General features: G+C 42.0%; 18 protein-coding genes. 11 read left to right on the top strand and 7 right to left on the bottom strand.

All coding sequences use genetic code 11. The annotated features are described in order from the left end of the window. Window positions 1–33 precede the first annotated feature (33 nt). On the top strand, window positions 34–3,345 hold the full coding sequence (locus AC1RM2_RS02665) for a TonB-dependent receptor (protein ID WP_492983105.1): 3,312 nt from the start codon (window positions 34–36) through the stop codon (window positions 3,343–3,345). Window positions 3,346–3,447: 102 nt separating this feature from the next. On the opposite strand, the gene AC1RM2_RS02660 is transcribed toward AC1RM2_RS02665, so the two are convergent. Both AC1RM2_RS02660 and AC1RM2_RS02655 read right to left on the bottom strand, forming a co-directional pair. Further along, window positions 3,448–4,137, bottom strand: coding sequence for a sterol desaturase family protein (locus AC1RM2_RS02660; protein WP_492983103.1), 690 nt, complete (start codon window positions 4,135–4,137; stop codon window positions 3,448–3,450). Window positions 4,138–4,284: 147 nt separating this feature from the next. Next, complete coding sequence (locus AC1RM2_RS02655) at window positions 4,285–5,466, bottom strand: AIR synthase related protein (protein ID WP_492983101.1); 1,182 nt, start codon at window positions 5,464–5,466, stop codon at window positions 4,285–4,287. Between the two features lie 206 nt (window positions 5,467–5,672). Here AC1RM2_RS02655 and AC1RM2_RS02650 point away from each other — a divergent pair, with 206 nt between their 5' ends. Next, a complete protein-coding gene (locus AC1RM2_RS02650) occupies window positions 5,673–7,448 on the top strand; it encodes a chloride channel protein (RefSeq protein WP_492983099.1) in 1,776 nt (591 codons plus the stop codon). A 189-nt stretch (window positions 7,449–7,637) separates the two neighbouring features. Here AC1RM2_RS02650 and AC1RM2_RS02645 read toward each other — a convergent pair whose 3' ends face one another. Further along, window positions 7,638–9,812 carry a glutamine synthetase III family protein gene (locus AC1RM2_RS02645; RefSeq protein ID WP_492983097.1) on the bottom strand — a complete coding sequence of 725 codons (2,175 nt, stop codon included), beginning with the start codon at window positions 9,810–9,812 and terminating at the stop codon, window positions 7,638–7,640. 622 nt (window positions 9,813–10,434) lie between these two features. Here AC1RM2_RS02645 and AC1RM2_RS02640 point away from each other — a divergent pair. From AC1RM2_RS02640 to AC1RM2_RS02630, 3 genes are all read left to right on the top strand, one after another. Next, window positions 10,435–12,057 (top strand): ammonium transporter, encoded by a 1,623-nt coding sequence (locus AC1RM2_RS02640; RefSeq protein ID WP_492983095.1) that lies wholly within the window; start codon window positions 10,435–10,437, stop codon window positions 12,055–12,057. A gap of 190 nt (window positions 12,058–12,247) precedes the next feature. After that, window positions 12,248–13,315 (top strand): porin, encoded by a 1,068-nt coding sequence (locus tag AC1RM2_RS02635; RefSeq protein ID WP_492983093.1) that lies wholly within the window; start codon window positions 12,248–12,250, stop codon window positions 13,313–13,315. A gap of 217 nt (window positions 13,316–13,532) precedes the next feature. After that, window positions 13,533–14,126 carry a DUF4468 domain-containing protein gene (locus AC1RM2_RS02630; protein WP_492983091.1) on the top strand — a complete coding sequence of 198 codons (594 nt, stop codon included), beginning with the start codon at window positions 13,533–13,535 and terminating at the stop codon, window positions 14,124–14,126. A 520-nt stretch (window positions 14,127–14,646) separates the two neighbouring features. Here AC1RM2_RS02630 and AC1RM2_RS02625 read toward each other — a convergent pair. After that, window positions 14,647–15,954: an ammonium transporter gene (locus AC1RM2_RS02625; RefSeq protein WP_492983089.1), complete on the bottom strand. Its 1,308-nt coding sequence runs from the start codon at window positions 15,952–15,954 to the stop codon at window positions 14,647–14,649. Window positions 15,955–16,328: 374 nt separating this feature from the next. Next, window positions 16,329–16,685: a hypothetical protein gene (locus tag AC1RM2_RS02620; RefSeq protein WP_492983087.1), complete on the bottom strand. Its 357-nt coding sequence runs from the start codon at window positions 16,683–16,685 to the stop codon at window positions 16,329–16,331. Between the two features lie 296 nt (window positions 16,686–16,981). On the opposite strand from AC1RM2_RS02620, the gene AC1RM2_RS02615 reads away from it, so the two are divergent. The 3 genes from AC1RM2_RS02615 to AC1RM2_RS02605 all read left to right on the top strand — a co-directional run bounded on the left by AC1RM2_RS02615 (window position 16,982) and on the right by AC1RM2_RS02605 (window position 19,926). Next, complete coding sequence (locus AC1RM2_RS02615) at window positions 16,982–17,830, top strand: energy transducer TonB (RefSeq protein WP_492983085.1); 849 nt, start codon at window positions 16,982–16,984, stop codon at window positions 17,828–17,830. A 206-nt stretch (window positions 17,831–18,036) separates the two neighbouring features. Beyond that, window positions 18,037–18,864, top strand: a complete 828-nt coding sequence (locus tag AC1RM2_RS02610; RefSeq protein WP_492983083.1) for an energy transducer TonB — start codon at window positions 18,037–18,039, stop codon at window positions 18,862–18,864. Window positions 18,865–19,098: 234 nt separating this feature from the next. Further along, window positions 19,099–19,926, top strand: a complete 828-nt coding sequence (locus tag AC1RM2_RS02605) for an energy transducer TonB (protein ID WP_492983081.1) — start codon at window positions 19,099–19,101, stop codon at window positions 19,924–19,926. A gap of 92 nt (window positions 19,927–20,018) precedes the next feature. Here the strand turns inward: AC1RM2_RS02605 and AC1RM2_RS02600 are convergent, their stop codons facing one another. Further along, the gene (locus tag AC1RM2_RS02600; RefSeq protein ID WP_492983079.1) at window positions 20,019–20,819 is read right to left on the bottom strand and encodes a GNAT family N-acetyltransferase; all 801 of its coding nucleotides are present in this window, start codon (window positions 20,817–20,819) and stop codon (window positions 20,019–20,021) included. Window positions 20,820–20,947: 128 nt separating this feature from the next. Beyond that, the gene (locus AC1RM2_RS02595; protein ID WP_492983077.1) at window positions 20,948–21,403 is read right to left on the bottom strand and encodes a GNAT family N-acetyltransferase; all 456 of its coding nucleotides are present in this window, start codon (window positions 21,401–21,403) and stop codon (window positions 20,948–20,950) included. Window positions 21,404–21,578: 175 nt separating this feature from the next. Here AC1RM2_RS02595 and AC1RM2_RS02590 point away from each other — a divergent pair, with 175 nt between their 5' ends. The 3 genes from AC1RM2_RS02590 (at window position 21,579) to AC1RM2_RS02580 (ending at window position 24,414) form a co-directional block, all read left to right on the top strand. Continuing rightward, complete coding sequence (locus AC1RM2_RS02590; RefSeq protein ID WP_492983075.1) at window positions 21,579–22,094, top strand: hypothetical protein; 516 nt, start codon at window positions 21,579–21,581, stop codon at window positions 22,092–22,094. Window positions 22,095–22,204: 110 nt separating this feature from the next. Next, a complete protein-coding gene (locus tag AC1RM2_RS02585) occupies window positions 22,205–22,396 on the top strand; it encodes a cold-shock protein (protein ID WP_090648758.1) in 192 nt (63 codons plus the stop codon). A 206-nt stretch (window positions 22,397–22,602) separates the two neighbouring features. After that, a complete protein-coding gene (locus AC1RM2_RS02580; RefSeq protein ID WP_492983072.1) occupies window positions 22,603–24,414 on the top strand; it encodes a hypothetical protein in 1,812 nt (603 codons plus the stop codon). Window positions 24,415–24,490: the final 76 nt, after the last annotated feature.

The following is a 24,490-nucleotide window of genomic DNA, read 5'->3' as shown; positions in this document are numbered from 1 at the left end:
AATTAACTCAAAGTATAATTAAAAAAGCAATTTATGAGGAAGCATTTACTTCTTTTATTATTATTAACCGGTTTTACATTCTTTATGAACAGGAATGCGGCTGCCCAGGGTGTTACCACCGCCAGCATTAACGGTATCGTTACCGACGCTAAAGGTGCCATCCCGGGTGCTACGGTAACCATTACACACGTGCCAACCGGTACCGTGTATGCAACTGTTAGCCGCTCAGACGGCCGGTTTAACATCCCCAACTTAAGGGTTGGCGGTCCGTACACCTTTAAAGTAAGCTTTATTGGTTACAAAACTTATCAGCAGGATAACATTACCTTGTCTATCGGCCAGGATCAAAAGCTTTCTGCCGCACTTGAGGATAATACAGCTACTTTGGGCGAAGTAAAAATAACAGCTTCGGGAAGTAAAGTAATTAACTCTTCGCGTACCGGTGCCCGCGAAACCATCAGCCGCCAGCAAATTGAAAGCTTGCCTACCATTAACCGTTCATTATCTGATTTTACTAAATTGACTCCATCTGCAAACGGTTTAAGCTTTGGCGGCCGTAGCAGCGGTTACAACAACATCACCGTTGATGGTGCGTTGTTTAACAACTCATTCGGTTTATCAGGTACTTTAGGTGGCCAAACCGCTTCACAGCCAATTTCATTAGATGCGATTGACCAAATCCAGGTTGATATTGCTCCTTATGACGTTCGCCAGGGTAACTTTACAGGTGCAGGTGTTAACACGGTAGTAAAATCGGGTACCAACGAATTTAAAGGTACTGTATATGATTACATCCGCAGCACCGGCCTTACCGGTTACCATGCAGGTGTTACTGATATTGCCAAAACGCCTTTTAACTATCACCAGGATGGTTTAAGCATTGGTGGCCCAATCATCAAAAATAAATTGTTCTTCTTTTTATCAGGCGAGCAGGAACGCATCAGCAATCCGGCTACTGCATACGTTGCTGCTGCCCCAGGTGTAAGTGGTGCTACTGTGTCACAAGCTGATGCTGCAACATTAAACTCAATTTCTGATTACCTGAAATCGAAATATAGCTATGATCCGGGTGCTTACCAGGGCTACAGCTATACTACACATAGTGATAAAATCACCGTTAAGTTGGATTGGAACATCAATAAAAATAACACTTTGAGTGCTAAATATTTTTATTTGAAATCATACAAAGACCAACCTGCAAGTAACTCAGGTATCACAGGTATCAGCAATACTACCCGTGCGCCAGGTGTTACAACTTTACCATTCTATGGTTCAGGTTACCGTATCAACAATAACTTTAACATCGGTATTATCGAGTTAGATACACGTATCAGCAATTCATTTTCAAACAGGTTAACTGCCGGTTACTCGGCCCTGCGCGATTACCGTGCATCATTGGGCGGCGCTAAGATACCTTTGGTTGATATTGGTAACGGCGTTTTTGATCCATCTACAGGTAAAGAAACTACCGCGTCGGCTGTTACAACCAGTTTTGGTTATGAGTTGTTTACCGCAAACAACTTATTAAGCACAAACATTCTTCAGTTTTCTGATGATTTAACTTACTACGCAGGTAAACACGAGGTTACTGTAGGTATCACAGGCCAGGCACAACGTTATACCAACGGTTTTGCGCCAAACTATAATGGCTTATATACTTACAACTCGGCTTACGATTTTCTGAATGGCTTACCGGCTACTCAGTATTCAACACGTAACTCTGCATTGCCAGACGGTTCATTCCCTTATGCTAAAATCAACGCTTCTATTTATAGCGCTTACATACAGGATAAATGGCATGTTACTGATAACTTAAGGGTAACTTACGGTTTACGTGCTGATTATGACGTTTTCCCAACTACTTTACAGCAAAATGCTAACGTACCTCCTTTAACATTCCAGGGCGGTACGCATGTTGATCCATCGGTATTACCTAAAAACAGGGTGCAATTATCACCACGTTTAGGCTTTAACTATGATGTATTTGGTGATGGTACTACACAACTACGTGGCGGTACAGGTTTATTTGCCGGTACAGTTCCATTTGTATGGGTATCTAACCAGGCATCAAACAATGGTGTGTTATTTGGTTCATACACTGTTAACAAAAGCGCAACTCCTAACGATCCTCGTTTAATATTTAACCCCAATGTTGATGCTTACCGTGCCCAGGCAGGTGCTGCAAATACATCATACGAGTTAGATGTAGCTAACCCTAAATTGAAGTATCCTAAAATCTGGAGGTCGAACTTAGCTATCGATCAAAGATTACCAGGCGGTATCATTGCTACAATAGAAGGTTCGTACACTAAAGATGTTAACGCTATTTACCACCAAAACCTGGTACTATCTGATGGTTATTCAACATTAGCTGGTCCAGAGGGTCAAATCCGTTACGATTCAAAAAATACAACTCCGGCCGCTGCTGCTGCAACTGCTGCAAACCCAGCCATTACAGGTTTGTATTACATGACCAACACCAGCAAAGGTTATTCATACTTTGTTACTGCCCAGTTACAAAAAAGCTTCAGCAATGGTTTATATGCTAACGTGGCTTACACCCATACAGGTTCAAAAGATGTTAACGATGGTGGTTCAACCGCGTCAACTATCTGGAGCACACGTTATGTAGCAGGTAATCCAAATGCCGATAACCTTTCAAACAGTTCATATGTACAGCCAAACAGGGTAATTGCTTCATTCTCATACAAACATGAGTACTTTAAACATGCTGCAACAACCATTGGTTTGATATTTGAAGCAGCTAACAATGGTGCCGTATCATACATAACCTCGGGCGATCCTAACGGTGATGGTGCTACTAACGATTTGATGTTCATACCTAAAAATAAAGGTGACATTACACTGGTGCCAAATGATGCAAAGGATTTGCGTACAGCAGATCAACTTTGGAACCAGTTAAATAACTTCATTAACCAGGATCCATACCTGAGCAAACACAGAGGTGAATATGCTCAAAGGAATGGCGCTATATTGCCAACCTTTAAAAGAGCCGATTTACACATTGCACAAGATTTCTTTGTAACTGCAGGTAAAGTGAAAAACACTATTGAAATATCTTTAGATATCATCAACATTGGTAACTTACTTAACCGTAACTGGGGTGTATATCAAAACTCATTTACCGGTTTCAGCAATGGTTCATCAACTGTTACCAAATACATGGGTACAATTACCAATGCAGCAGGTCAAAAACAAGCTACATACTCATTCCCGTATCTTGATGCAACTAACTTAGTGCCATTGCAATCATCGTACAAAGCCGATATCAGCCAGGCTTCACGCTGGCAGGCTCAGTTAGGATTACGTTATATATTTAACTAATATCATCTAACTATAAAACAGAAAACCCGGCCAATTTGGCCGGGTTTTTTTGTGGATCTTAAAATTCGTAAACGGATAGGTATCAACGCGATTAATTTTCGGCTAATTTTTATAGGTTTTGAAAAGCCTATCCCAAATAGTAGTGTAAAACCCATAATTATAATGGATGTTTAAATGATGATTATGATGAAATGACGATGTGCCGAAGTATCTGAAAGGAATAGCTTTCCTGATAGCCGCCGGAACAGGCTCGATACCCAAATGCCCCATGATGCCAAAAAATACGTTTACGGTTAGGTAAATTATAACTGCGTAAAAATTAAAATTAAACATCGCGATTATGATAAGCCATAATGATCCAAAGCCAACAGTTTCTACCGGGTGCAGTACAAAAAGATCAATGGGGATAGGATCGGCATAATGATGATGGAAACGGTGAATAGCTTTGTAAACGGCTGAGTGATGTATAGCGTAATGGAAAACAAACATGGCCAGGTCCATCAGCATAAATAAAGCCACAAAATCAACCAGGATAAACCAATTGATGGCAAAGCCCATCACGATATACCCATGCTGCCAAAGCCAGAAACCGGCATAGGTTATGGCCGTATTAATTAAATTGGTAACCAGGCAAATCAATACCTCGTTACACGATGCTGCTTTTACCGGCTTCCGGTTAAGTTTGAGTACAAGGTAACCAAAGGCCAGGGCCATTGCGGTAACCAGCAGGTTTTCGGCCAAAAATATGACCCATAAATTAAATGGTGGCTGTGCTGATAGAAACTTGAACATACAGGATTTATTTTTTTAAAATAAATCTACTCAAATCGTATTTTTTTGTGGCAGACAGTAGTGGTTTATAAAAACATGGCTACACGAAGTATTGCAGTGCCAACTAAATCCATCATCTGCATATCTGCACATTTAAAATCTGCACATCTACTCGTACTCAAACACCCCAAACTCCGATGTTACGGTTACTTTTTTGGTGTCAGCTTTTTCCACCCGGCCAATAACCTGTGCATCAACACCAAAACTTTGCGATATGGCTATTAAATCCTGCGCTACCTCTGCAGGTACGTAAAGCTCCATGCGGTGGCCCATATTGAAAACCTTATACATTTCCTGCCAGCTGGTTTTTGACTCTTGTTGAATGAGTTTAAATAGTGGCGGAACAGGGAAAAGATTGTCTTTGATAATATGCAGTTCATCAATAAAGTGCAGTACTTTGGTTTGCGCGCCGCCGCTGCAATGTACCATGCCGTTAATCTGGCTGCGGTATTTATCAAGTATGGCTTTTATAATAGGTGCATAGGTGCGCGTAGCGCTTAATACCAGTTTACCCGCAGTAATGGTTTGGCCGTTGCCAATATCAACCAGGTCGGTAAGGTTTTTACTGCCGCTGAAGATAAGGTCATAAGGGATGGCCGAATCGTAACTTTCGGGATATTTTTCGGCGATGGTTTTGTTAAACACATCATGACGGGCAGATGTTAATCCGTTTGAGCCCATGCCGCCGTTATATTCTTTTTCATAAGTGGCCTGGCCGTATGATGCCAAACCCACAATAACATCACCGGGCTGGATGCGGTGGTTTGAGATAACATCGGTACGTGGCATACGGCAGGTAACGGTAGAATCTACAATAATAGTGCGCACCAGGTCGCCTACATCAGCAGTTTCGCCGCCGGTGGAGTAAATACCTATTCCGGCATCGCGCAATTCGCTTAAAATTTCTTCGGTGCCGTTTATGATGGCAGCAATAACTTCGCCCGGTATCAGGTTTTTGTTGCGGCCAATGGTTGATGATAACAGGATGTTATCCGTTGCGCCAACGCAAAGCAAATCATCAAGGTTCATAATAATAGCATCCTGGGCTATCCCACGCCATACCGATATGTCGCCGGTTTCTTTCCAGTAAGTATATGCTAATGACGATTTGGTGCCCGCGCCATCAGCATGCATAATATTGCAATAGGCATCGTCGTTTGTTAATATGTCGGGGACTATTTTGCAGAATGCTTTTGGGAAAATGCCCTTATCAATGTTTTTAATGGCATTGTGTACATCATCTTTAGAGGCGGATACACCTCTTTGATCATATCTTTGCGAAGAAATCATGGGCAAATATAAATAATCAGACACGAATTCCACGAATGGGGCGAATTGTTACGAATGCTTGTTAAATTGCGTAAATTGTAAAGCATCGATAGGAACCACGTTTAATTAATGAAATTGGTATAGTTCAATCATGAAATTTGCCTTCAATTGTTTGCGTTAAGTTTGGTGCCAATTCGCCTTATTCGTGGCATTCGTGTTAAATAATTATGTTAAAATCTATCTCCTACAAAATAAACCGCTGGCGCCTGAGGCGTAATAGTCAACGGAATTTTTTGATTTATTGTAGCGTGTTTGTTGGTTTTTTTGGCGGCCTGGCAGCAATAGCCTTAAAATTCCTGGTGCACTTTATGGAGGATGTAAGCCGTAATATTTCATCGCACCTGTATTATCATATAGCTTACGTGTTTTTGCCCGCTTTGGGTATTTTTTTAGCGGTAACCTGGCAGCACCTGGGCAATAGGGATAAAATTCAAAAGGGGATAGGCAGCATCCTGGCCAATATTAAAAAGAACCGGTCGAACATCAGGCTCAATAACATTTACTCGCATATTGTAACCAGTTCGTTAACGGTGGGTTTTGGCGGCTCGGCAGGGTTAGAGGCGCCTATCGTAGCAACCGGGGCTGCCATAGGCTCAAACGTGGGTAAGTTTTTTAAGCTTACCCCTTATGAAAAAACAGTACTGCTGGCTGCGGGGGCATCGGCAGGTATCGCTGCAGTATTTAATAGCCCCATAGCCGGGGTGCTGTTCTCGTTAGAGATACTGATAGGCGAAATTACAATCCCCACCTTTATTCCTTTACTTATAGCATCGGCAACGGGAGTTGTGGTATCCAAGTTGTTATACTCGGGGCAGTTATTTCACCTGGTTACCGAGGGTTGGGTAGTTACCGCTATTCCTTTTTACATTCTGCTGGGCCTGTTTAGCGGCTGGATGGCTATATATATTAATAAGGTAGGGGGTAAGTTGGAGGGTGGTATTTTAAAAAAGCAAAACAGGTATGTGCGTGCACTTTTGGGGGGGCTGTTCCTGGGCCTTATTATTTTGGTTTTTCCGCAATTATTTGGCGAAGGGTATCATTACCTGCAAGCTATTTTAAACGGCAACATTGATGCGCTTAAAGACGAATCGTTGTTTGCAGGCTGGCTGTCAAACCAGTGGTTTATGCTGGTGTTTATTATCGCGCTGGTTTTTATGAAGATAATTGCCAGCGGCATAACCCTTGGCTCGGGTGGTAATGGCGGCTCGTTTGCGCCCACCATGTTTACCGGGGCTTTTTTGGGATTAACAGTGGCTTACGGAGTAAACCTTACCGGGCTGATACATTTAAATACCGTTAATTTTATAGCAGTGGGCATGGCGGGCGCTTTAAGTGGCGTAATGCATGCTCCGCTTACCGCCATATTTTTGATTGCCGAAATTACCGGGGGGTATGTATTGTTTATCCCGCTGATGATTGTATCATCTATATCCTACATCATATCGCGCCTGTCCTCGCCTCACAATATTTACTGGCAGCACCTCGTTCACGAAAAAAATATCCATCCCGGGCAGGATTACGGCATGCTGAACGCGATATCACTTGATAGCATCATCAACAAGAAATATACCGCGGTTGACAAGCAAATTACCGTTAATGATTTTTATAAGATACTTGCTGTAACCGATGCCAATATATTCCCGGTACTTAAAGAGGATGGAAGGTTGGAAGGGGTAGTACTGATTGATGATATCCGCAGGCGCCTGTTTAACCGGGAGATGGCGGATAACATCATCGCCGATATTATGACAGCGCCGCCAACAATAATTGATTACGAACAGCCCGCCAGCAGCGTAATGGAAACTTTTGATGCCATTGATGTATGGCAGCTGCCGGTAGCAAAGGATGGCTTATTCATCGGCTTTATATCCAAATCGGCATTGTTAAGCAAATACCGCGAGGCAATTATTGAGCAGCATAAGGCGAGTGATTTGTTTGCGTAGACACGAATTTGAATAGACACGAATTTCACGAATTAAGCGAATTAGCTCGAATATTAAGTTGATACGAATAAAACGAAGGCGACAATAAGTGGTAACGCTTGTGTATAAAAATGCCACCAACTCCTAAAATTGGTGGCATTATAAAAAAGATGAATTCGCGTTAATTTGCTTAATTCGTGAAATTCGTGTTTATTTAAGAAACAACAGCTCCCTGAATTTAGGTAATGGCCACATGCCGTCATCTACCAGTTGCTCCAGCTTATCAACCCTGTAGCGGATAGGGGCAAAAAATGATTTTACCTTTTCATCATAGTCAATGGCGCGCTGGCGAATGTCTTCTACCGCGTTTGCTGTTTTACGTGCATCAACCATTTGGTCAACATTAGTTTTAATGAAGTTTACGTGTTCGGCAATTTTTGTGATTATATCAAGCTGGGCCTCATAGGTTGATGCCGGAAGGCCTAAATCTTTTAAGCCTTTTACATTGTTTATCAGATTGGTTTGATAAGCTATTGCAGCAGGGATAATTACATTTTGCACAAGTTCGCCCATTACGCGGGCTTCTATCTGTAACTTTTTATAAAAGCTATCTAAAAGTATTTCATGACGGGCATGTGCTTCACGGGGAGTAAAAACACCGGTTTCGGCAAACAGGATCTCTGCTTTTTCGGCCAAAAATGCGTCCAGCGCCTTTGGCGTGGTTTTAATATTGGCCAAACCGCGCCGTTCGGCTTCTTTTTCCCACTCCTCGCTGTATCCATTGCCTTCAAAACGGATGTTTTTTGATTCTTTGATGTATTTTTTAATAACAATCAGGAGCGCAAGATCTTTCTTTTCACCCTTTTTAATCAGTTTATCTACATCGTATTTGAATTTCCTGAGCTGCTCGGCCACAATCAGGTTAAGGATTGTCATCGGGCTGGCCGAATTGGCCGATGAGCCTACTGCCCTTAATTCAAATTTATTACCGGTAAATGCAAAAGGCGAGGTACGGTTACGGTCGGTATTATCGGGCAGTATCTGCGGGATCTTCGGAATACCCTGCCATAACAGGTTATCCTCTTTTATTTTTTTGCTGATGCGCGATGTTTCTATTTCATCCAGCACATCATTTAGCTGGCTGCCCAGGAAAATAGATATAATAGCCGGAGGGGCCTCATTAGCACCCAGGCGATGATCGTTATTAACCGATGCTATTGATGCCCTTAACAAGTCGGCATGTTCATGAACCGCTTTGATGGTATTTACAAAAAAGGTAAGGAACATCAGGTTGTTCTTAGGCGTTTTGCCCGGTGATAACAGGTTTTTACCCGTATTGGTAATTAACGACCAGTTGTTATGCTTACCAGATCCGTTAATGCCGGCATAGGGTTTTTCGTGCAGCAACACCTTAAAGTTATGCCTGCGCGCCACACGGTCCATCAAATCCATCAAAAGTTGGTTATGGTCAATGGCCAGGTTTATTTCTTCATAAATGGGGGCGCATTCAAATTGCGATGGCGCAACCTCATTATGACGTGTTTTTAAAGGTATACCTAATAATAAGGCCTCGGCCTCCATATCCTGCATGTAAGCATACACCCGCTCCGGTATCGAACCAAAGTAATGATCTTCTAACTGCTGGTTTTTGGCAGATATATGGCCAAAAAGTGTGCGACCAGTTAAATAAAGGTCGGGGCGGGCGTTAAATAAGGCAATATCAACTAAAAAGTATTCCTGCTCCAATCCTAATGATGCATTTACCTTCTCGATACCTTTGTCAAAATAATGGCAAACGTCAACCGCCGCTTTATCAAGTACACTTAATGCCTTTAATAAAGGTACCTTATAATCCAGGGCTTCGCCGGTATAGGAAACAAATACAGTAGGTATACATAAGGTACGCGCCATTAAAAAGGCGGGCGAAGACGGGTCCCATGCGGTATAACCGCGGGCTTCAAAAGTATTACGGATACCACCGCTCGGGAAGCTGGAAGCATCAGGCTCCTGTTGCGATAAAGCATCGCCGCTAAAGCGCTCAATAGCGCCGCCATCGGCTGTAGATTCAAAAAAAGCGTCGTGCTTTTCGGCAGTTGTGCCGGTAAGCGGCTGAAACCAGTGTGTATAGTGGGTAGCCCCTTTGCCCAAAGCCCATGATTTCATGGCCGAGGCTATTTGTTCGGCCAGGTCGCGGGGGATGGCTTCACCTTTTTCTATGGAATTAACGATACCCTGGTACGCTTCTGTAGAAAGGTATTCCTTCATTTTCTTTTTATCGAAAACATTGGCGCCAAAATATTCTGAGATTTTGGCTGCAGGCGGTTTCACCTCGGGGATGGTTCTGCTTAGAACGTCCTGAAGCGCTTTAAATCGGATGTTAGGCATTTTTATATATAGGTTTATATACGGTTTTAAATAAAGACAAATTCAAAAATAGAACTATCCTTTAAAATATGCATCAAAATTTAACGAAATAAAATGATTTGCAGTGCCATTTAGCTATTCAAATACTAAATCTTTTGAACGTTATAGATGTATTTCAGGAAAAGATGGGGTTGAAATTTGCTTTTTGTGTTAGTTTTTTCAAGTTTTTTTGATAAAACAGGTGCTTTTTGGTATTTTATATAGTAAAATGTCTTTTTTGTTTTTGTAAATCTGTTTTATAGGTATTTATTGCTTTTTGCAATTAAAAATTCATTAAAATTTAACCTGTTTTTTAGTTTTGAATTGCGATTATGATAATTTTTATAATTTTTATCATGTTTTTTTTGTTAAAAATTTGTTATTGTTAAAATAACTACCTAATTTCATGAAATAATTTACATAAACCCTATAAATATTATATTTTTTATAAAAAAGTGTAGTGTTTATTGGTCAAAACCTAAAGAGTGCTTTTTTAAGGTTGTTTTTTGAAGAATTAACGCTGTGCAATCAAACTATTTAAACAATACAACAATCAAACTAAAATTAAACTATTAAAAAACAATCAAACTAAATTAAAAGACAAATGAAAGTAAGTTCTACAAAATTAAACCTCCTAAGTTCAGTCCGACAGCTGACACGTGAGAAATGGGCGCTGGGAGCTACCATTTTTACAGGAAAAATGATTGGCCTATTGCTGGTTTTTGCCGCAATGATGGTTTTACCTGGTGTACTTGGCACATCTGCACACGCTGCCGAAACCTACACCGCTCATGAAACATCGTTAATTAATACAGTTAACACTGTTTGGACACTGGTTGCTGCCTTTTTAGTATTTGGTATGCAAGCTGGTTTCGTTATGCTTGAAGCAGGCTTTGCCCGCAAACGCGAAACCGTGAACGTATTAATGGAGTGTATTTTTGATACTTGCCTTTGCGGTTTGTTATTTTACGCTGTAGGTTATGCCTTCATGTTTGGTAATGGTAACGGCTTTATTGGCTGGGGCGGCTTAGGTGCTGATGGAAAAACCATCACCAACTGGTTCTTCCTGCAAAACACGCCTGATACTTATGGTTCAACAGGTATTCCTGTATTGGCACACTGGATATTCCAGTACGCTTTTGCTGATACTTGCTCAACTATCGTATCTGGTGCAATGATTGGCCGTACCAGCTTCCGTGGCGATATCCTTTACAGTATAGGTATTACAGGTTTTATTTACCCAATTATAGGTCACTGGGCCTGGGGACCAGATGGTTTCTTAGCATTAATGGGTACTTCTGGCATTTTCCAATCATTAAGCGCTCAGCCTTTCCGCGATTTCGCCGGTTCAACAGTGGTGCACACTATTGGTGGTGTGGCATCAATAGCAGGCGCAATGGTATTAGGCCCACGGTTGGGTAGGATATTTGCCCGCGATGATAAAGAAAAAGGAGGATTGCCATCAGGTCACAACTTATTAGTTGCCGCAGTGGGTGGTTTCATCCTGTGGTTTGGCTGGTATGGTTTTAACCCTGGTTCAACATTATCGGCAATGGATATGCAAGGTATTGGCCGCGTTGCTGCCAACACTACGCTTGCTGCCTGCGCCGGTGGTTTTACTGCTATGCTTGCTGCGTTATGGTGGGGCCCAACCAAAGGTAAATTCGATCTTGGTTTTACCATTAACGGTTTCCTTGGCGGCCTTGTAGCTATTACCTGCCCATGTTACTGGGTAAGCCCTTTCGGTTCAATTATGTTAGGTGGTATTGCTGGTTTTGTGATTTTTGCAGGTATTTACATAGTAGAATGGTTCCGCATTGATGATCCTATCGGTGCATTTTCTGTACATGGTTTAGGAGGTATCTGGGGTACTTTATCATTAGGTTTATTTGCATCTGGCCAATATGGTGCTACCGGCCCAACCGGAGCTGATAACTCTGCACCTGTTGCAGGTTTATTTTACAAAGGTGGTTTTGCAGTGCTAAAAGCGCAGGCAATAGGTAGCTTTACCATTACGGCAGCTGTGTTTATAGTAACCTTTGCAATGATGTTTATTATCAATAAATTGCCTAACCCATGGAAATTGCGTCTTGAAGAAGAAGGTGAAACCGGACCAGGCGGTATCGATGTATTCGATCACGGTATCGAAGTTTACCCAGCTCAGGATGATGAGATCAGCTTAAGTGGCCTTTTTGATAAAGGTGTAGCATCTCCATCTGCCGTATAATAAAATTCTTTAATGCCTTGTGCGGTTGGTTGGTAAAAAACACCGACAATCTTTTACAACCAACCGCACAGGTATTTTTATCAATCTTATAAAATTTAACCGCTTTTTACTAAAGGCTATGTTGTGCATTAGCTTAATGGGAAAGCTTTATTTCAACCCAAATCAAATTCAAATCAATTAAATCGTTATCATGAAAAAAACACTTTTACTTTTATCAGCTCTCGTTGCCGGTTCTTTCGTTGTTAAAGCGCAGGATACCGTTAAAACCACTGCAGATGCCCCTTTGGTTATCTACGGTTCGGTAGATACCTACTTCAAAAAAGATTTTGCTAATAAGCCAAACATCCAAACCTCTTTCGGTTCTGATAATAATTCGGTATCAATTGGTATGATTGATCTTGGTTTAAAGAAAAAAGTAGGCAAGGCATCGTTTGTGGGCGAAATGTCTTTTGGTCCGCGTGGCCAGGAGCAATCAATTCCTGACGCTATTTATGGGTCATTGCCGGCTGGTACTTCAAGCTACCACATTCAAAACTTATACGTTTCTTATGATGTAACCGATAAGTTTAACTTAACCGCAGGTTACATGGCTACATTTGTAGGTTACGAGGTAATTAGCCCGGTAGGCAACTTTAACTATTCAACTTCTTATTTATTCAGCGCAGGCCCGTTCCAAAATGCAGGCTTTAAAGCAACTTACGCTTTCTCTGATAAAGTAAGTTTGATGGCCGGTATTTTTAACGACAACTGGAATACCTACAAATCAAATTCAGCTACACCAGAAGTATCAACCTTTGGTAGTCAATTGTTTTTAGCACCTGTTAAAGGATGGACAGCTTACATTAACTTTGCAAGCGGCAAATACTCTGGTACCATATTGGATTTAACTACTGCTTACCAGATTACCGACTCGTTTAAATTAGGTTTAAATGCTGCACGTAAAACAGGTATGGGTGCTTATAACTACTTTGGTTATGCCTTGTATCCTCAATTGGCTGTTTCAAAAGCAGTTACTTTTGGTTTAAGAGAAGAGTATTTCAAAGCTAAAGCAACAAATGGTGGTGCTGATATTGGCATTACTCCAGGTAACTCGGTTATTGCTTCAACTTTAACTTGCAGCATCAAATCAGGTCCGTTAACTTTCATTCCTGAGTTTAGGTTAGATCATACAAAAACTGGTGATGTTTTCTTGAAGAGTGATGGTACTGCTTCAAAATCAGCCGGTCAGTTTTTGTTAGCCGCTGTATACGCGTTCTAATTTAAAATAAAACATTATTTTACAAAAAGCCTCCCGATATAACCGGGAGGCTTTTTATCTTTATAGCTACGTAGAGTCAAGAGTTAAGAATCAAGAATTAAGATAAGAATTTCAAGGTAGGATAATTTGAAATTCTTAGTTTGGTTCCTTAGGTATTCAATAACAACGCAGATATGCTTTTGTCTTAACTCTTGATTCTTAACTCTTACTTATTTATATGAAAAATATTTTTGTTGCCCTAATCTGTATTCTTTCTGCAAAAAGCGCCATTGCCCAAAAAGATACGCTGGCTTTTGATGAACGTAATAAATACATTTACTACCAAACGGTTGATCAGCCGGGTTTAAGCAAGGATACCTTGTATGGCAGGGGATTGTATTTTATGCACAAGGCATATCCTAAAGGCAAACTAAAAATTACCAAAACTGACGAAGCCCTGGGTGTGTTGAGCGGGGATGGCAGCTTCGCTGTATCAAAACGGTCGCTTTTATCTGGTAGTCTTGGCGGCGAAATAAGTTATACTTTAAGGATAGAAGTTAAAGATTCAAAATACCGCTACTGGTTTACCGATTTTAAGTTTACCCCTTATAAGCGCGACAGGTATGGTATGGAGGTTTTAGATCCTGGCATTACATTCCCGATGGAGGAGGCAAAAAATAAACTGGAGAAAAGGGATGTTGTCGTCTATTTAGATAAGATACTCAATTACAGCAGGCAAAACGGCACGGTTTTAAAATCGTATATGTTAAAAGTTGCGCCAGTGAAAAAAGCCGCTCCGGCATTAAAAAAGATATCGACGAAAGATTGGTAGGTCATTGGTCATTGGTTCATTGGTTCATTGGTTCATTGGTTCATTGGTTCATTGGTTCATTGGTTCATTGGTTCATTGGTTCATTGGTTCATTGGTTCAAATTGCCGGGGCGATTTTGTTTTAAATATTTGATTTTTTGCCGCGGTGGCCGTGCTGGTTGCTTGATGTTCTTTTCTTCGATACAATAATTCATAAACACCACCTTTCTTATTGAGAGCTTTCAAAGCAGATTTGTGAAATTCGCCCCAATTCGTGACATTCGTGTGAATCAAATTGGTGTGAATAAAAAAAGCCGCCCCTCAAAATTTAGGGCGGCTTTAGTTTTTAGTTAGCCTTGGCGAGACAATAGTAAAAACGTTAATTCTTTTTTGTTAATTGATATTTGTTTGATTGTTGTTTGTCTGATTCTCTTTTTTCGATACGATAATTCGTAAACACCTCCTTTCCTATTAATAGCTTTCAAAGCAGATTTGTGAAATTCGACCCAATTCGAGAAATTCGTGTGAATCAATTCGTGTTATTACAATTCTTCATCGTGCTGGCTGATATCCAAACCAGCTAATTCCTCTTCAGGTGTAACACGTAATGTGCTTATCATGTCGGTTATTTTTAACAGTAATAACGAGCCGAAGAAAGCGAATGCTGATACGCCAACCAAAGTTACCAGGTGAAGGAAAAATAAGTGGGTTTCGCCATAAAATAAGCCGTTGCCTGTAGTGTTTGCACTATTTACATTTTGATGCGCGAATACACCTGTAAGTAGCATACCAACCATACCGCCTACGCCATGGCAAGGGAATACATCAAGTGTATCATCAATGCTGGTTTTGCTTCTCCAGATAACTACCAGGTTGCTTACAACTGCTGCAACAATACCAATTATTAATGAGTGGGGGATGGTTACAAACCCCGCAGCAGGCGTAATAGCAACCAGGCCAACTACGGCACCAATACACGCGCCTAACACGCTTGGTTTTTTGCCACGCAGGATATCAAAAAACATCCAGGCCATTGCTGCTGCTGCAGATGCGGTTGTAGTAGTAGCCAAAGCCGTAGCCGCAAGCGTGCCCGAACCTAAAGCAGAGCCGGCGTTAAAGCCAAACCAGCCAAACCATAATAAGCCGGTGCCCAATAATACGTAGCTGATACGGGCCGGATTGTGCGATGTTTCGTTACGTCCTTTTAAATATAGTGCCGATGCAAGGGCTGCCCAGCCGGCGCTCATGTGTACAACGGTACCACCTGCAAAATCAAGTACTCCTTTACCAAACAGGAAGCCATCCGGATGCCAGGTGGAGTGGGCCAAAGGCGCATATATAAATACCATGAACAGGCAAAGGAAAATAACATAAGAGTTAAAGCGGATACGCTCGGCAAATGCGCCGGTAATAAGGGCCGGGGTAATAACCGCGAATTTTAACTGGAACATAGCAAACAGTACCAATGGGATGGTTGGCGCAAGTTTCCAGGTGGCGTTACCCAGGGTGCCCTTCATCATAAAAAAGGTACGCGGATCGCCAATGAAGCCGCCAATGGTATCGCCAAACGCAAGGCTAAAGCCAAAAATAACCCAAATTACAGTGATAACGCCCATACATACAAAGCTTTGCAGCATGGTTGATAGTACATTTTTTTTGCTCACCATACCACCATAAAAAAAGGCAAGTCCTGGTGTCATGATCAATACAAGGGCAGTACTTACCAATAGCCAGGCGGTATCGCCGGTGTCAATTTTACTGTCTTTAACAGTTGTTAAAGTAACCGAAGGAAATATAAGGGCAAGTACTATAATAAGTATAAGTATGCCAAATGGGATGAATTTTTTCATGCTTAGGGTTTTAGGGAATAGTTAATAAAAAGCTAAGGGCTTAATGCCTGAAGCAAAAAGCCAGGTTTTAAAAAAGCCCGGTTTATAAAATATTGATGGCAAACTACAATAACTGACCTTATTGCAATAGCGACCAACTGTTGAAGCTTCGCCCTTGTGCAGGCATGCTTAACGTTGTATAAACAAGGTTGGTTAATGTTTTTAGTTTAATTGCAGTTAAAGAAACTGCCCGGTACCCAATCAAAATACCGGGCAGTTCAACAACTATACTTGCAGGGCACCCAATCAAAATGCCAGCAAGTATTTAAACTAAGTTTTAAAAAACAATAAACACGGTTGTGTAATCAGCACAGCCGCATGTAATTGTTTAACTATTACCAAAAAGCGTGGAATGGAAAAAGAATAAGTTTGCGGAACCGCGATAGCTCGCTTGTACCCCTGCCGCAAATAAAATTGAGATACTTTACGTGTATGATGTAAAAATTGGGGTTTGTGTAAAGGAATGGCAGCGAATGCGAACCCCGGTGCTGCTGCAGATTTATAATTTGTACCGGTACATTATTAAGGCTGTAATCATAGTTGTAAGGGCTATGATGATTGGTTGTGGCCGATACGGATGTTTTTTTATCGTCTTTATGGTTGGCATGATACAATCCTCCCCTTGCCGAAGCCGAAAGCCCCGAAAATAAAAGGAAAATTAACGCCGTAAACCGATAAAGGCTATTGAACATGTCTAAAAGTAATAAAAAAATAAAATAATTGCACTTTTTTTACAAGTTTTTTAACTTTTTGTGCATTTGTGTGAAAAATATGTATAGGTTTTGTTTTTTTAAGTCGCTGAATACAAGAAAAAGTATACGATAATGCGGCTTTTGTAGGAAATAATCGACAAAAATGAAATTTTGCAGGTTTTTCATTGGACGGTAGGTTTTGATCTGGTTTGTTTAATTTATATGTGTATTATATAGGTTTTGTAAAATATAATATCTTTAAAATCGTTATTTATGTATAAATAATTCTTTGAAATATGCAATCGGCCAAATTTAGTTTGTACAAAGCCGAGTGGCTCGACTTTGTATTTGACCATCGTAACAAAGTGTACGGTGCTTACGAATTAAGGCAGCATTATGGGCGTACTTTGGCAAAAGCACTGGCCATTACTTTGGCCGGTGTGGCTGTTTTTGTAGTGCTAAGCCTGATTTTTAAACCAAAATCGCCCGAAATTTTTAAAATAACAGAAGTGGACCTCAGTGCTCAACTGGTGAGACCGGTTACGCCGGTAAAACCGGTTGAGCCTCCAAAGCCTGTAGCCCCGGTTAAACCGGCGCCGCGGGTAACAACTACCCGCTTTGTTACCCCGGTGGTTGTAAGTTCGGGGCCAACTGTTGAACCGCCCGTAATCAGTAAAATTGAAGGTGCCATTGGTAACGTGGATGTGAAGGTTCCTGGCAGTGGTATTGTTGATAACGTGCTTGATGATAATTCAGGAACAAGTAAAGGTGCCGCAGGCGGCACTGCGGAGGTAGTGGTTCCTGTGGCAGATAACTCGATACATGATTTTAGCGCGCTGGAAGTTATGCCCGAGCCTGTTGGCGGGCCTGCTGTATGGAGTGGATTTTTGCAAAAAAATTTAAGGTTCCCGGTGATAGCGCAGGAGCAAGGTGTATCCGGCCGGGTGATAATGAGTTTTGTTATAGAAAAAGATGGCCGCTTATCAAACATAACAGTTGAGCGCGGCGTAGGATTTGGGCTTGACGAAGAAGCTATAAGAGTGCTAAAACTGGCCAAACCCTGGAAGCCGGGCATGCAGAACGGTCAGCCGGTACGGGTTAAATATGTAATAGCAATTAAGTTTCAATTGGCCGAGAGTAATTAACAGTGGGCCTACAGGTTGCCAGGCCCCCGTGTTATGATGGGCAGGAGTGGACGATTGGCCCCGCACAATGCGGGGCCTTTTGCTTTCCCGATATGAATGTTTTTGGCATATGGCAGAATTTTATTTGGCAAATATTGATTTATTCAAAATAAAATATACTATTTGTTTTGATTTATCGTTATTTTTGAAATAAAATTCTTTAAATCATGTCAGCAACAAAATTTAATTTGTACAATGCCGAGTGGCTCGACCTTGTATTTGATCAGCGTAACAAAACTTACGGTGCTTACGAACTGCGGCAGCATTACAGCCGCACCATGGGTAAAGCCATGGCAATAACCTTTGCCGCCATCACTGTTTGGGCGATGGCGAGTTTGGCATTCAGGCATAAACCTGATGATGTTATTATGCATGACTATGATATGCCAAAGCCAATGCCGCCGCCGCCAACTGAAAAAGAACACAAAATTTTACCCCCAAAATCGCCGGATCTGCCTCAGCCCAAAACACTTTCAAAAATACTGCGCTTTCCGCCCCCTGTTGTGGTGCCTGCAGAGCAGACGGTTGACCCGCATACTGCGGCAGAGCTCCAAACAGCAATTATCGCCAGCACCGACCGTAAGGGTGATGATGCAGCCGGAAATATAATAGACGAGGGTATAAAAGGAGGAAGGGGTGATGTTGCTCCCGTTACAGAGGATGAAACAGTACACCCATTCGGATCTATCGAGGTATTACCACAGCCCGACGGTGGAATGGCCGGCTGGGCTAAGTTTTTACAAAAGAACCTGCAGTACCCAGCTCTGGCACGTGAAAACAACATATCGGGTAAAGTATTTGTGAGTTTTATTGTGGAGAAGGACGGACAGCTAACGGATATAAAAATAGTGCGCGGACTTGGTTACGGCCTCGACGAAGAAACCATACGGGTATTGAAACTGGCCAAAGCATGGAAACCTGGTATCCAGAATGGGCACCCGGTCCGCGTAGCTTACAGTATACCATTTGCTTTTCAGCTGGCGGAGGAGAATTAGTGCCAGGTTTGTGTTGCGTGTCGCGAGGTTCGGGGTGTCAGGTCCAGGTTGCGTGTTGCGCGGTTCGGGCAGAACAGGAGCCAGGCAACTGGCAATCCGCTACCCGAACCCCGCAACCCATAAGAAAATGAAATTTTGATGAAATTTATTTTTTTGATAATGCGATATTTTTTCATGTTTTGTAAAATATAACAAATGCTTATTCGTTATAATAGAAATTTAATTCTTTAAATTATGCCTATCACAAAATTTGATTTGTACAACGCCGAGTGGCTCGACCTTGTATTTGACCATCGTAACAAAGAATACGGAGCTTATGAATTAAGACAACACTACGGTCGAACCATGAGTAAAGCTATGGGATTGGCTTTTGCAGGTATCGCGGTTATTGTAATATCAACCTTTGTTTTTAAAGGCAAACCGGTAGAAATGGTTAAAATGACGCCGGTTGATTTGACCAGGGTTTTAGTTCAGCCCCCGGTTGCGCCGCCAAAAAAAGCTGAGCCACCAAAATCTACCGATCCGCCTAAACCTGTTGAGCCGATAAAAACGGTTGCAAGCCTGCCACCTGTTGTGGTACCTAATGACCCCATTGTACAACCACATACTACTGCCGAATTACAGGCAAGCACAATTGGCCCCACAGATAGTAAAGGAGCTGATAAGCCCGGTAACGCCATGGACGTTAATACAAATAAGGGTACAACAGGTACTGGCCCTGCAGCTGATAATGCCATACATGATATGGATGGCAACCTTGAAGCAATGCCCGAACCGGTAGGTGGTGCAGCGGCGTGGAGTAAATTTTTGCAAAAGAACTTGCGGTTCCCGGTGGTAGCGCAGGAGCAGGGCGTATCTGGTAAGGTATTGATGAGTTTTGTGATAGAAAAAGATGGCTCGTTATCAAATATAAAGGTTGAACGCGGTGCGGGTTTTGGGTTTGATGAAGAAGCTTCCCGGGTACTAAAGCTGGCCAAAGCCTGGAAGCCAGGCATGCAAAACGGGCAGCCCGTGCGCGTTAAATATGTAATACCAATGAACTTTCAATTAGCCGATCAGTGAGTAGTGGATAGTGAATGAACGAAAGTGATGAATGAGCAGTGTGTGTAGAATGGTGATTGTGTTTAGCCTCCGGAGTTTGTCTGGGGGCTTTTTTATCCAATATTGCCAGCTATCCGATTGTAGATGCTTGATAATATTACATTCCGGGCTTTGCCCAGGCGCATCCTTTTAGCCATGCGTATTTCTTTGTACCCGTTTTGATACAAAAAGTTTACAGCAATGCTGTTATTTTTAGGGAACGCAATTTTATCATTGGTGCTTAAATGTAGTTTCATCAACTCAATGCCCGCCTGCGGGGTATTAGCAATTATTAAGCCCTCGCCAAGGCCTGGTAAATAATAGCCTTCAACTGTATCATCATTGCAATATATTAACCCTGTTTTAATATGTTCGCGGAGTAGTGGTTCCCTGTTCTCTTGTGCGTTTGTTTGGTCGATAGCCAGAATTTGCTGTAGGAATTTGTCCTTGTACGGTTTGATGTTAGGTGTGGGTAATCCTGGTTTTTGTATCTGTATATCTTTAAAAAACAGGTATTCAGTATCGATGATAAAACCAGCTTTTTCATAAACAGGCGCACCCATCGCGGTAGCAATTAAATTGATGGTTTGGCAGTGCTGTTGGTGGGCAATATCAACCAGGGCTTGGGTAATATAAAGGCCAATACCTTTGTTTCTGTGTTCGGGGTGCACAATGATGTGGCCCAGCCATGCTACATCGGCATGTATGATGGCAGCGCCGATGCCGGCAATGGCGCCATTAACAACTATTTTAATTGGGAAACAGAAAGGCGAATCAACATAAAAGTAAAAATTAGGCACAATATCTGGCCAGTCGGCTGGTTGTAACCGATTAAGCAGGCCAATGTCTGGTCGGGTAAATATTGAAGTGTCCATTCCGGGGAAGAATATTAGTAGTCTTAAGTTAATAGTCCTAAGTCTCGAGTCAAATTTATTCTTTTTGACTTAGAACTTAAGACTTTTGACTAAGGACTATCCGTCATTACATAATTACATGACAGTAACTACAATGCCTTCCTGAAACAGATGCTATCCGGCAAATCAACATATGGCCCATATTGTGGGATGGGCACGTAGCCCGATTTTGGATATAAACTCAACGCCTCTACCTGTTTTTCGCCGGTTTCAAGCACAGTATATTTATAGCCTAAGCTATACGCCCATGTTTCCAGTTCATTTAATACCATTTTGCTTATGCCGTTGCCACGCGCGCCAGGGCGAACAAACATTCGTTTAACTTCCACAGCTTCGGCATCGTACCATTTAAAACAGCCGCATCCGGCGGGCTCGTTATCAACATAAGCTATCACCACAGTATCATTTTTTTCGATCACGTTGTGCTGGTCGTAAATATCCATCATGTCGCCATTGCGGTCGCGCAAGTCTGTATCAAGCAGGTTTACGAGCGTTCGGAAATCGGCATCGTCGCTGGTGGTCCGGGTGAGATGTACTGTTTTCATTGGGGGTAAAAATAGCAGAAGATAAAGATAAGTTGGATTGGAGATAAGATAATTTTAAGGAATCGAATTTTATCAACCATGAGCCATGGAAGCTGCATGCTTATAGGGATAAATTATATGTGCACGAATCAAACCTTTTTGATAATGCATTGTCGTACCTACAAATTAACTTTATATGAAAAAAATAATTTTCGCCGCAATGGCACTGTTAAGCTTTTTTAGCTTTAAGGCAGCCGATGCCCAGGTAAGTGTTAGCCTTGGTATTAATATAGGAAGCCAGCCTGCATGGGGACCAGTTGGCTACGATTATGCCCGTTACTATTACATGCCGGATATTGATGTATACTACTCGGTGCCAACACATCAGTATGTTTATTACCAAAACAACGCCTGGATAACGGCAAGTGTATTACCAGGCCGGTACGGTAATTTTGATCCTTATCAAAGCTATAAGGTAGTAATAAACGAAAGGGACCCTTGGTTAAGGAATAATGTTTACCGTACAAAGTACGCAACTTACAAGGGACGTCATGACCAGGTTATTATCCGCGATAGCCGTGACGAGAAATACCGTAACCATTGGGATAACGGTAAACACAAAGGCTGGGATAAGCAAAAATATAAAAAGCAAAAGAACGATGAGGGCGATGACGACCACGGCAAGGGTCATGGTCATAAAGACAAAGATTAATTGCCTGTTTTTTACTAAAGCTTATTTTTTACCGAAAATTAAACTATTTTACCAATAGTAAAAATGTGGATTATTTAGTGTATGTTTGCAACTTATTAATATACAATATAATGCAACAAGGAACAGTAAAATTTTTTAATGACGAAAAAGGTTTCGGATTTATTACCCCGGCAAATGGCGGAAGCGAAATCTTCGTACACTCATCTGGTTTAATTGACAACATTCGCGAGAATAACTCAGTTAGCTATGATGTAGAAGAAGGTCGTAAAGGCCCAAATGCAGTAAATGTTAAAATAGTTTAATACCCTATATAATCATTTGTAAAGCCCGCTCCTGCAAAGGAGCGGGCTTTTTTTGTACTTTTTAGTCGTAGTGTGGTTTTCTATCGGTTACGTAAATCAATTTTGACTTTTAACTTTTGAATTTATAAAATCAATTTCTTCATTCCCTTGTTAAGCAACCAGTAAAAGTCGCCGTGGTGGTTGCTTAATGCAAAAGCAAATAGAATATGACGGCTTGGGTTTTTAAAAACAGGGGGCGAAAAATAGTTACAATAAGCGGGGCCATACTGGCCGTCATCCTGTTGGCTGTGGTACTTTTTTTAAATAGTTTTTTAAGCGGAATGCTTTCGGCGAAGCTCAAGGAAGCTGTGCTTAAAAGCACCGACAGCCTATACCAGGTAAATTTCAGCAAACTTGATGTTAATGCATTTAACGGTGGTGCCATATTGCACGATATCACTTTTACACCCGATACTGCGGTATGCCAGCGCCTGCAACAGGCAGGCCGTGCGCCCGGCCGCTTACTGGAGCTGAAAGTGAAACGGCTTGAAGTTTCCGGTGTGCACCCGCTCGATATCTGGCTGCATAAAAAGATAGAAGTAGCTTTGATCGACCTGAATAACCCAGAAATATACATCAGCAAAAACGGCGATGAGCATCAGCCTAAAAAACCTGCAGACAAGCGTACCCTTTATCAAAAGCTTTCTGCAAGTTTTAAGCTTATCCATGTAGCCAACATCCGCCTGGGCGAAATCAGCTTTACCTACCGGGATAAATCGGGCCCCAGGCCATCGGTTCATGTATTAAAAGAAATGGACGTACACGCTACCGACCTGCTCATTGATTCGGCCACTCAGGCTGATACATCCCGCACGCTGTATTGCCGCGATATTGTTACCCGGCTTAAGCATTATACAGGCAAATCGGCAAACGGGTTGTATACCTATAAAATAAACTCGGTAAAGTTATCAACCAAAACCTCGAGGCTGGACATTGCAGGGGTAGATGTGCAGCCGCTTGCCCTGAGTGCCTACCTGGCTAAAAGCCGCACAGATCGTTTTGGCCTGCACCTGGATGCCGTTACCCTGTACCATTTTAATTACCGCAACTACCGCCGCGGCCAGAGTTTAGATGCAGAGAAGGTGGTATTAAGTAAAGGCGAATTCAGCATATTCAGTAACCCAAACGGTCCGCTTAAAACTACTGATAGGCTGGTCACCTTTCCTAACTGGGCCATCCGCCAGTTAAAAATGGGGCTTCAGATAGATACGCTCGATGTTAAAGATCTTGATGTGAATTACAGTGAATTCAAAAAAAACGAATCGCGCAAAACCGGTACAGTAAGGTTTAGCGCAGTTACAGGCAGGTTCTTTAACCTTACCAATAAAAAGGCTTTGTTACAAAAGCAACCCCTGGCTACAGTACACCTGAGCACCATGTTTATGGGCAAGGGGCGGCTAAACCTGCAATTTGGCTTTAACCTTGCCGATGATGCCTATAGTTACAGCTACAAAGGCCATATGGGCGCCATGAATATGGCCGATGCCAACCCCGCTGTTATGCCGCTTGGTTTGGTGCGCATTACATCGGGCACGGTAACCAGCCTTGATTTTGATATTCACGGCAACCAGCATAGCTCGGCAGGTAAGGTTACCTTTTTGTACCATAATCTTAAGGTTGATGTATTAAAGCCCGACGATGAAAAAGGTTATGCAAAAAAAGGCATCATTTCGTTACTGGCAAACGCCGTGATTCTCAAAAGCGATAATCCCGACAACGGCAAAACCATTCCACGCGTGGCCGACGTTGCCTTTATCCGGCCCAAAAACTTCCCGTATTTTAAAACCATCTGGTTTGCCCTGCTTAACGGCCTTAAAGCCTGTGCCGGCGTAGGAAAGGCCGATGAAAAAGAAAAAAATCAGCCGCTTACCGAAAAAGAAATCAAGGAAAAGGCCGGGGCGCAAAAGAAAGCCAAGGAGTATAAACAGAAGGAGGATAAAAAGTTTAAGCAAAAGCTCATCGAAAAACAAAAGCCTTAATCACACCGGGCATAAACTTTAACAATAGGGCTGTGTTTTCAACATCAAAACAGAATCAGATGGTAACTTAAGCAGT

This window comes from Mucilaginibacter sp. GW822-FHT03E02, assembly GCF_058801545.1.
Note: the sequence above shows the minus strand (reverse complement) of the source record. Positions and strands in the feature narration are given on the sequence as shown.

Excerpts from the sequence above, each read along its gene's own strand:
- AC1RM2_RS02665 (WP_492983105.1), top strand. The coding sequence starts at position 34 with ATGAGGAAGCATTTACTTCTTTTATTATTATTAACCGGTTTTACATTC.
- AC1RM2_RS02660 (WP_492983103.1), bottom strand. The coding sequence starts at position 4,137 with ATGTTCAAGTTTCTATCAGCACAGCCACCATTTAATTTATGGGTCATA.
- AC1RM2_RS02655 (WP_492983101.1), bottom strand. The coding sequence starts at position 5,466 with ATGATTTCTTCGCAAAGATATGATCAAAGAGGTGTATCCGCCTCTAAA.
- AC1RM2_RS02650 (WP_492983099.1), top strand. The coding sequence starts at position 5,673 with ATGTTAAAATCTATCTCCTACAAAATAAACCGCTGGCGCCTGAGGCGT.
- AC1RM2_RS02645 (WP_492983097.1), bottom strand. The coding sequence starts at position 9,812 with ATGCCTAACATCCGATTTAAAGCGCTTCAGGACGTTCTAAGCAGAACC.
- AC1RM2_RS02640 (WP_492983095.1), top strand. The coding sequence starts at position 10,435 with ATGAAAGTAAGTTCTACAAAATTAAACCTCCTAAGTTCAGTCCGACAG.
- AC1RM2_RS02635 (WP_492983093.1), top strand. The coding sequence starts at position 12,248 with ATGAAAAAAACACTTTTACTTTTATCAGCTCTCGTTGCCGGTTCTTTC.
- AC1RM2_RS02630 (WP_492983091.1), top strand. The coding sequence starts at position 13,533 with ATGAAAAATATTTTTGTTGCCCTAATCTGTATTCTTTCTGCAAAAAGC.
- AC1RM2_RS02625 (WP_492983089.1), bottom strand. The coding sequence starts at position 15,954 with ATGAAAAAATTCATCCCATTTGGCATACTTATACTTATTATAGTACTT.
- AC1RM2_RS02620 (WP_492983087.1), bottom strand. The coding sequence starts at position 16,685 with ATGTTCAATAGCCTTTATCGGTTTACGGCGTTAATTTTCCTTTTATTT.
- AC1RM2_RS02615 (WP_492983085.1), top strand. The coding sequence starts at position 16,982 with ATGCAATCGGCCAAATTTAGTTTGTACAAAGCCGAGTGGCTCGACTTT.
- AC1RM2_RS02610 (WP_492983083.1), top strand. The coding sequence starts at position 18,037 with ATGTCAGCAACAAAATTTAATTTGTACAATGCCGAGTGGCTCGACCTT.
- AC1RM2_RS02605 (WP_492983081.1), top strand. The coding sequence starts at position 19,099 with ATGCCTATCACAAAATTTGATTTGTACAACGCCGAGTGGCTCGACCTT.
- AC1RM2_RS02600 (WP_492983079.1), bottom strand. The coding sequence starts at position 20,819 with ATGGACACTTCAATATTTACCCGACCAGACATTGGCCTGCTTAATCGG.
- AC1RM2_RS02595 (WP_492983077.1), bottom strand. The coding sequence starts at position 21,403 with ATGAAAACAGTACATCTCACCCGGACCACCAGCGACGATGCCGATTTC.
- AC1RM2_RS02590 (WP_492983075.1), top strand. The coding sequence starts at position 21,579 with ATGAAAAAAATAATTTTCGCCGCAATGGCACTGTTAAGCTTTTTTAGC.
- AC1RM2_RS02585 (WP_090648758.1), top strand. The coding sequence starts at position 22,205 with ATGCAACAAGGAACAGTAAAATTTTTTAATGACGAAAAAGGTTTCGGA.
- AC1RM2_RS02580 (WP_492983072.1), top strand. The coding sequence starts at position 22,603 with ATGACGGCTTGGGTTTTTAAAAACAGGGGGCGAAAAATAGTTACAATA.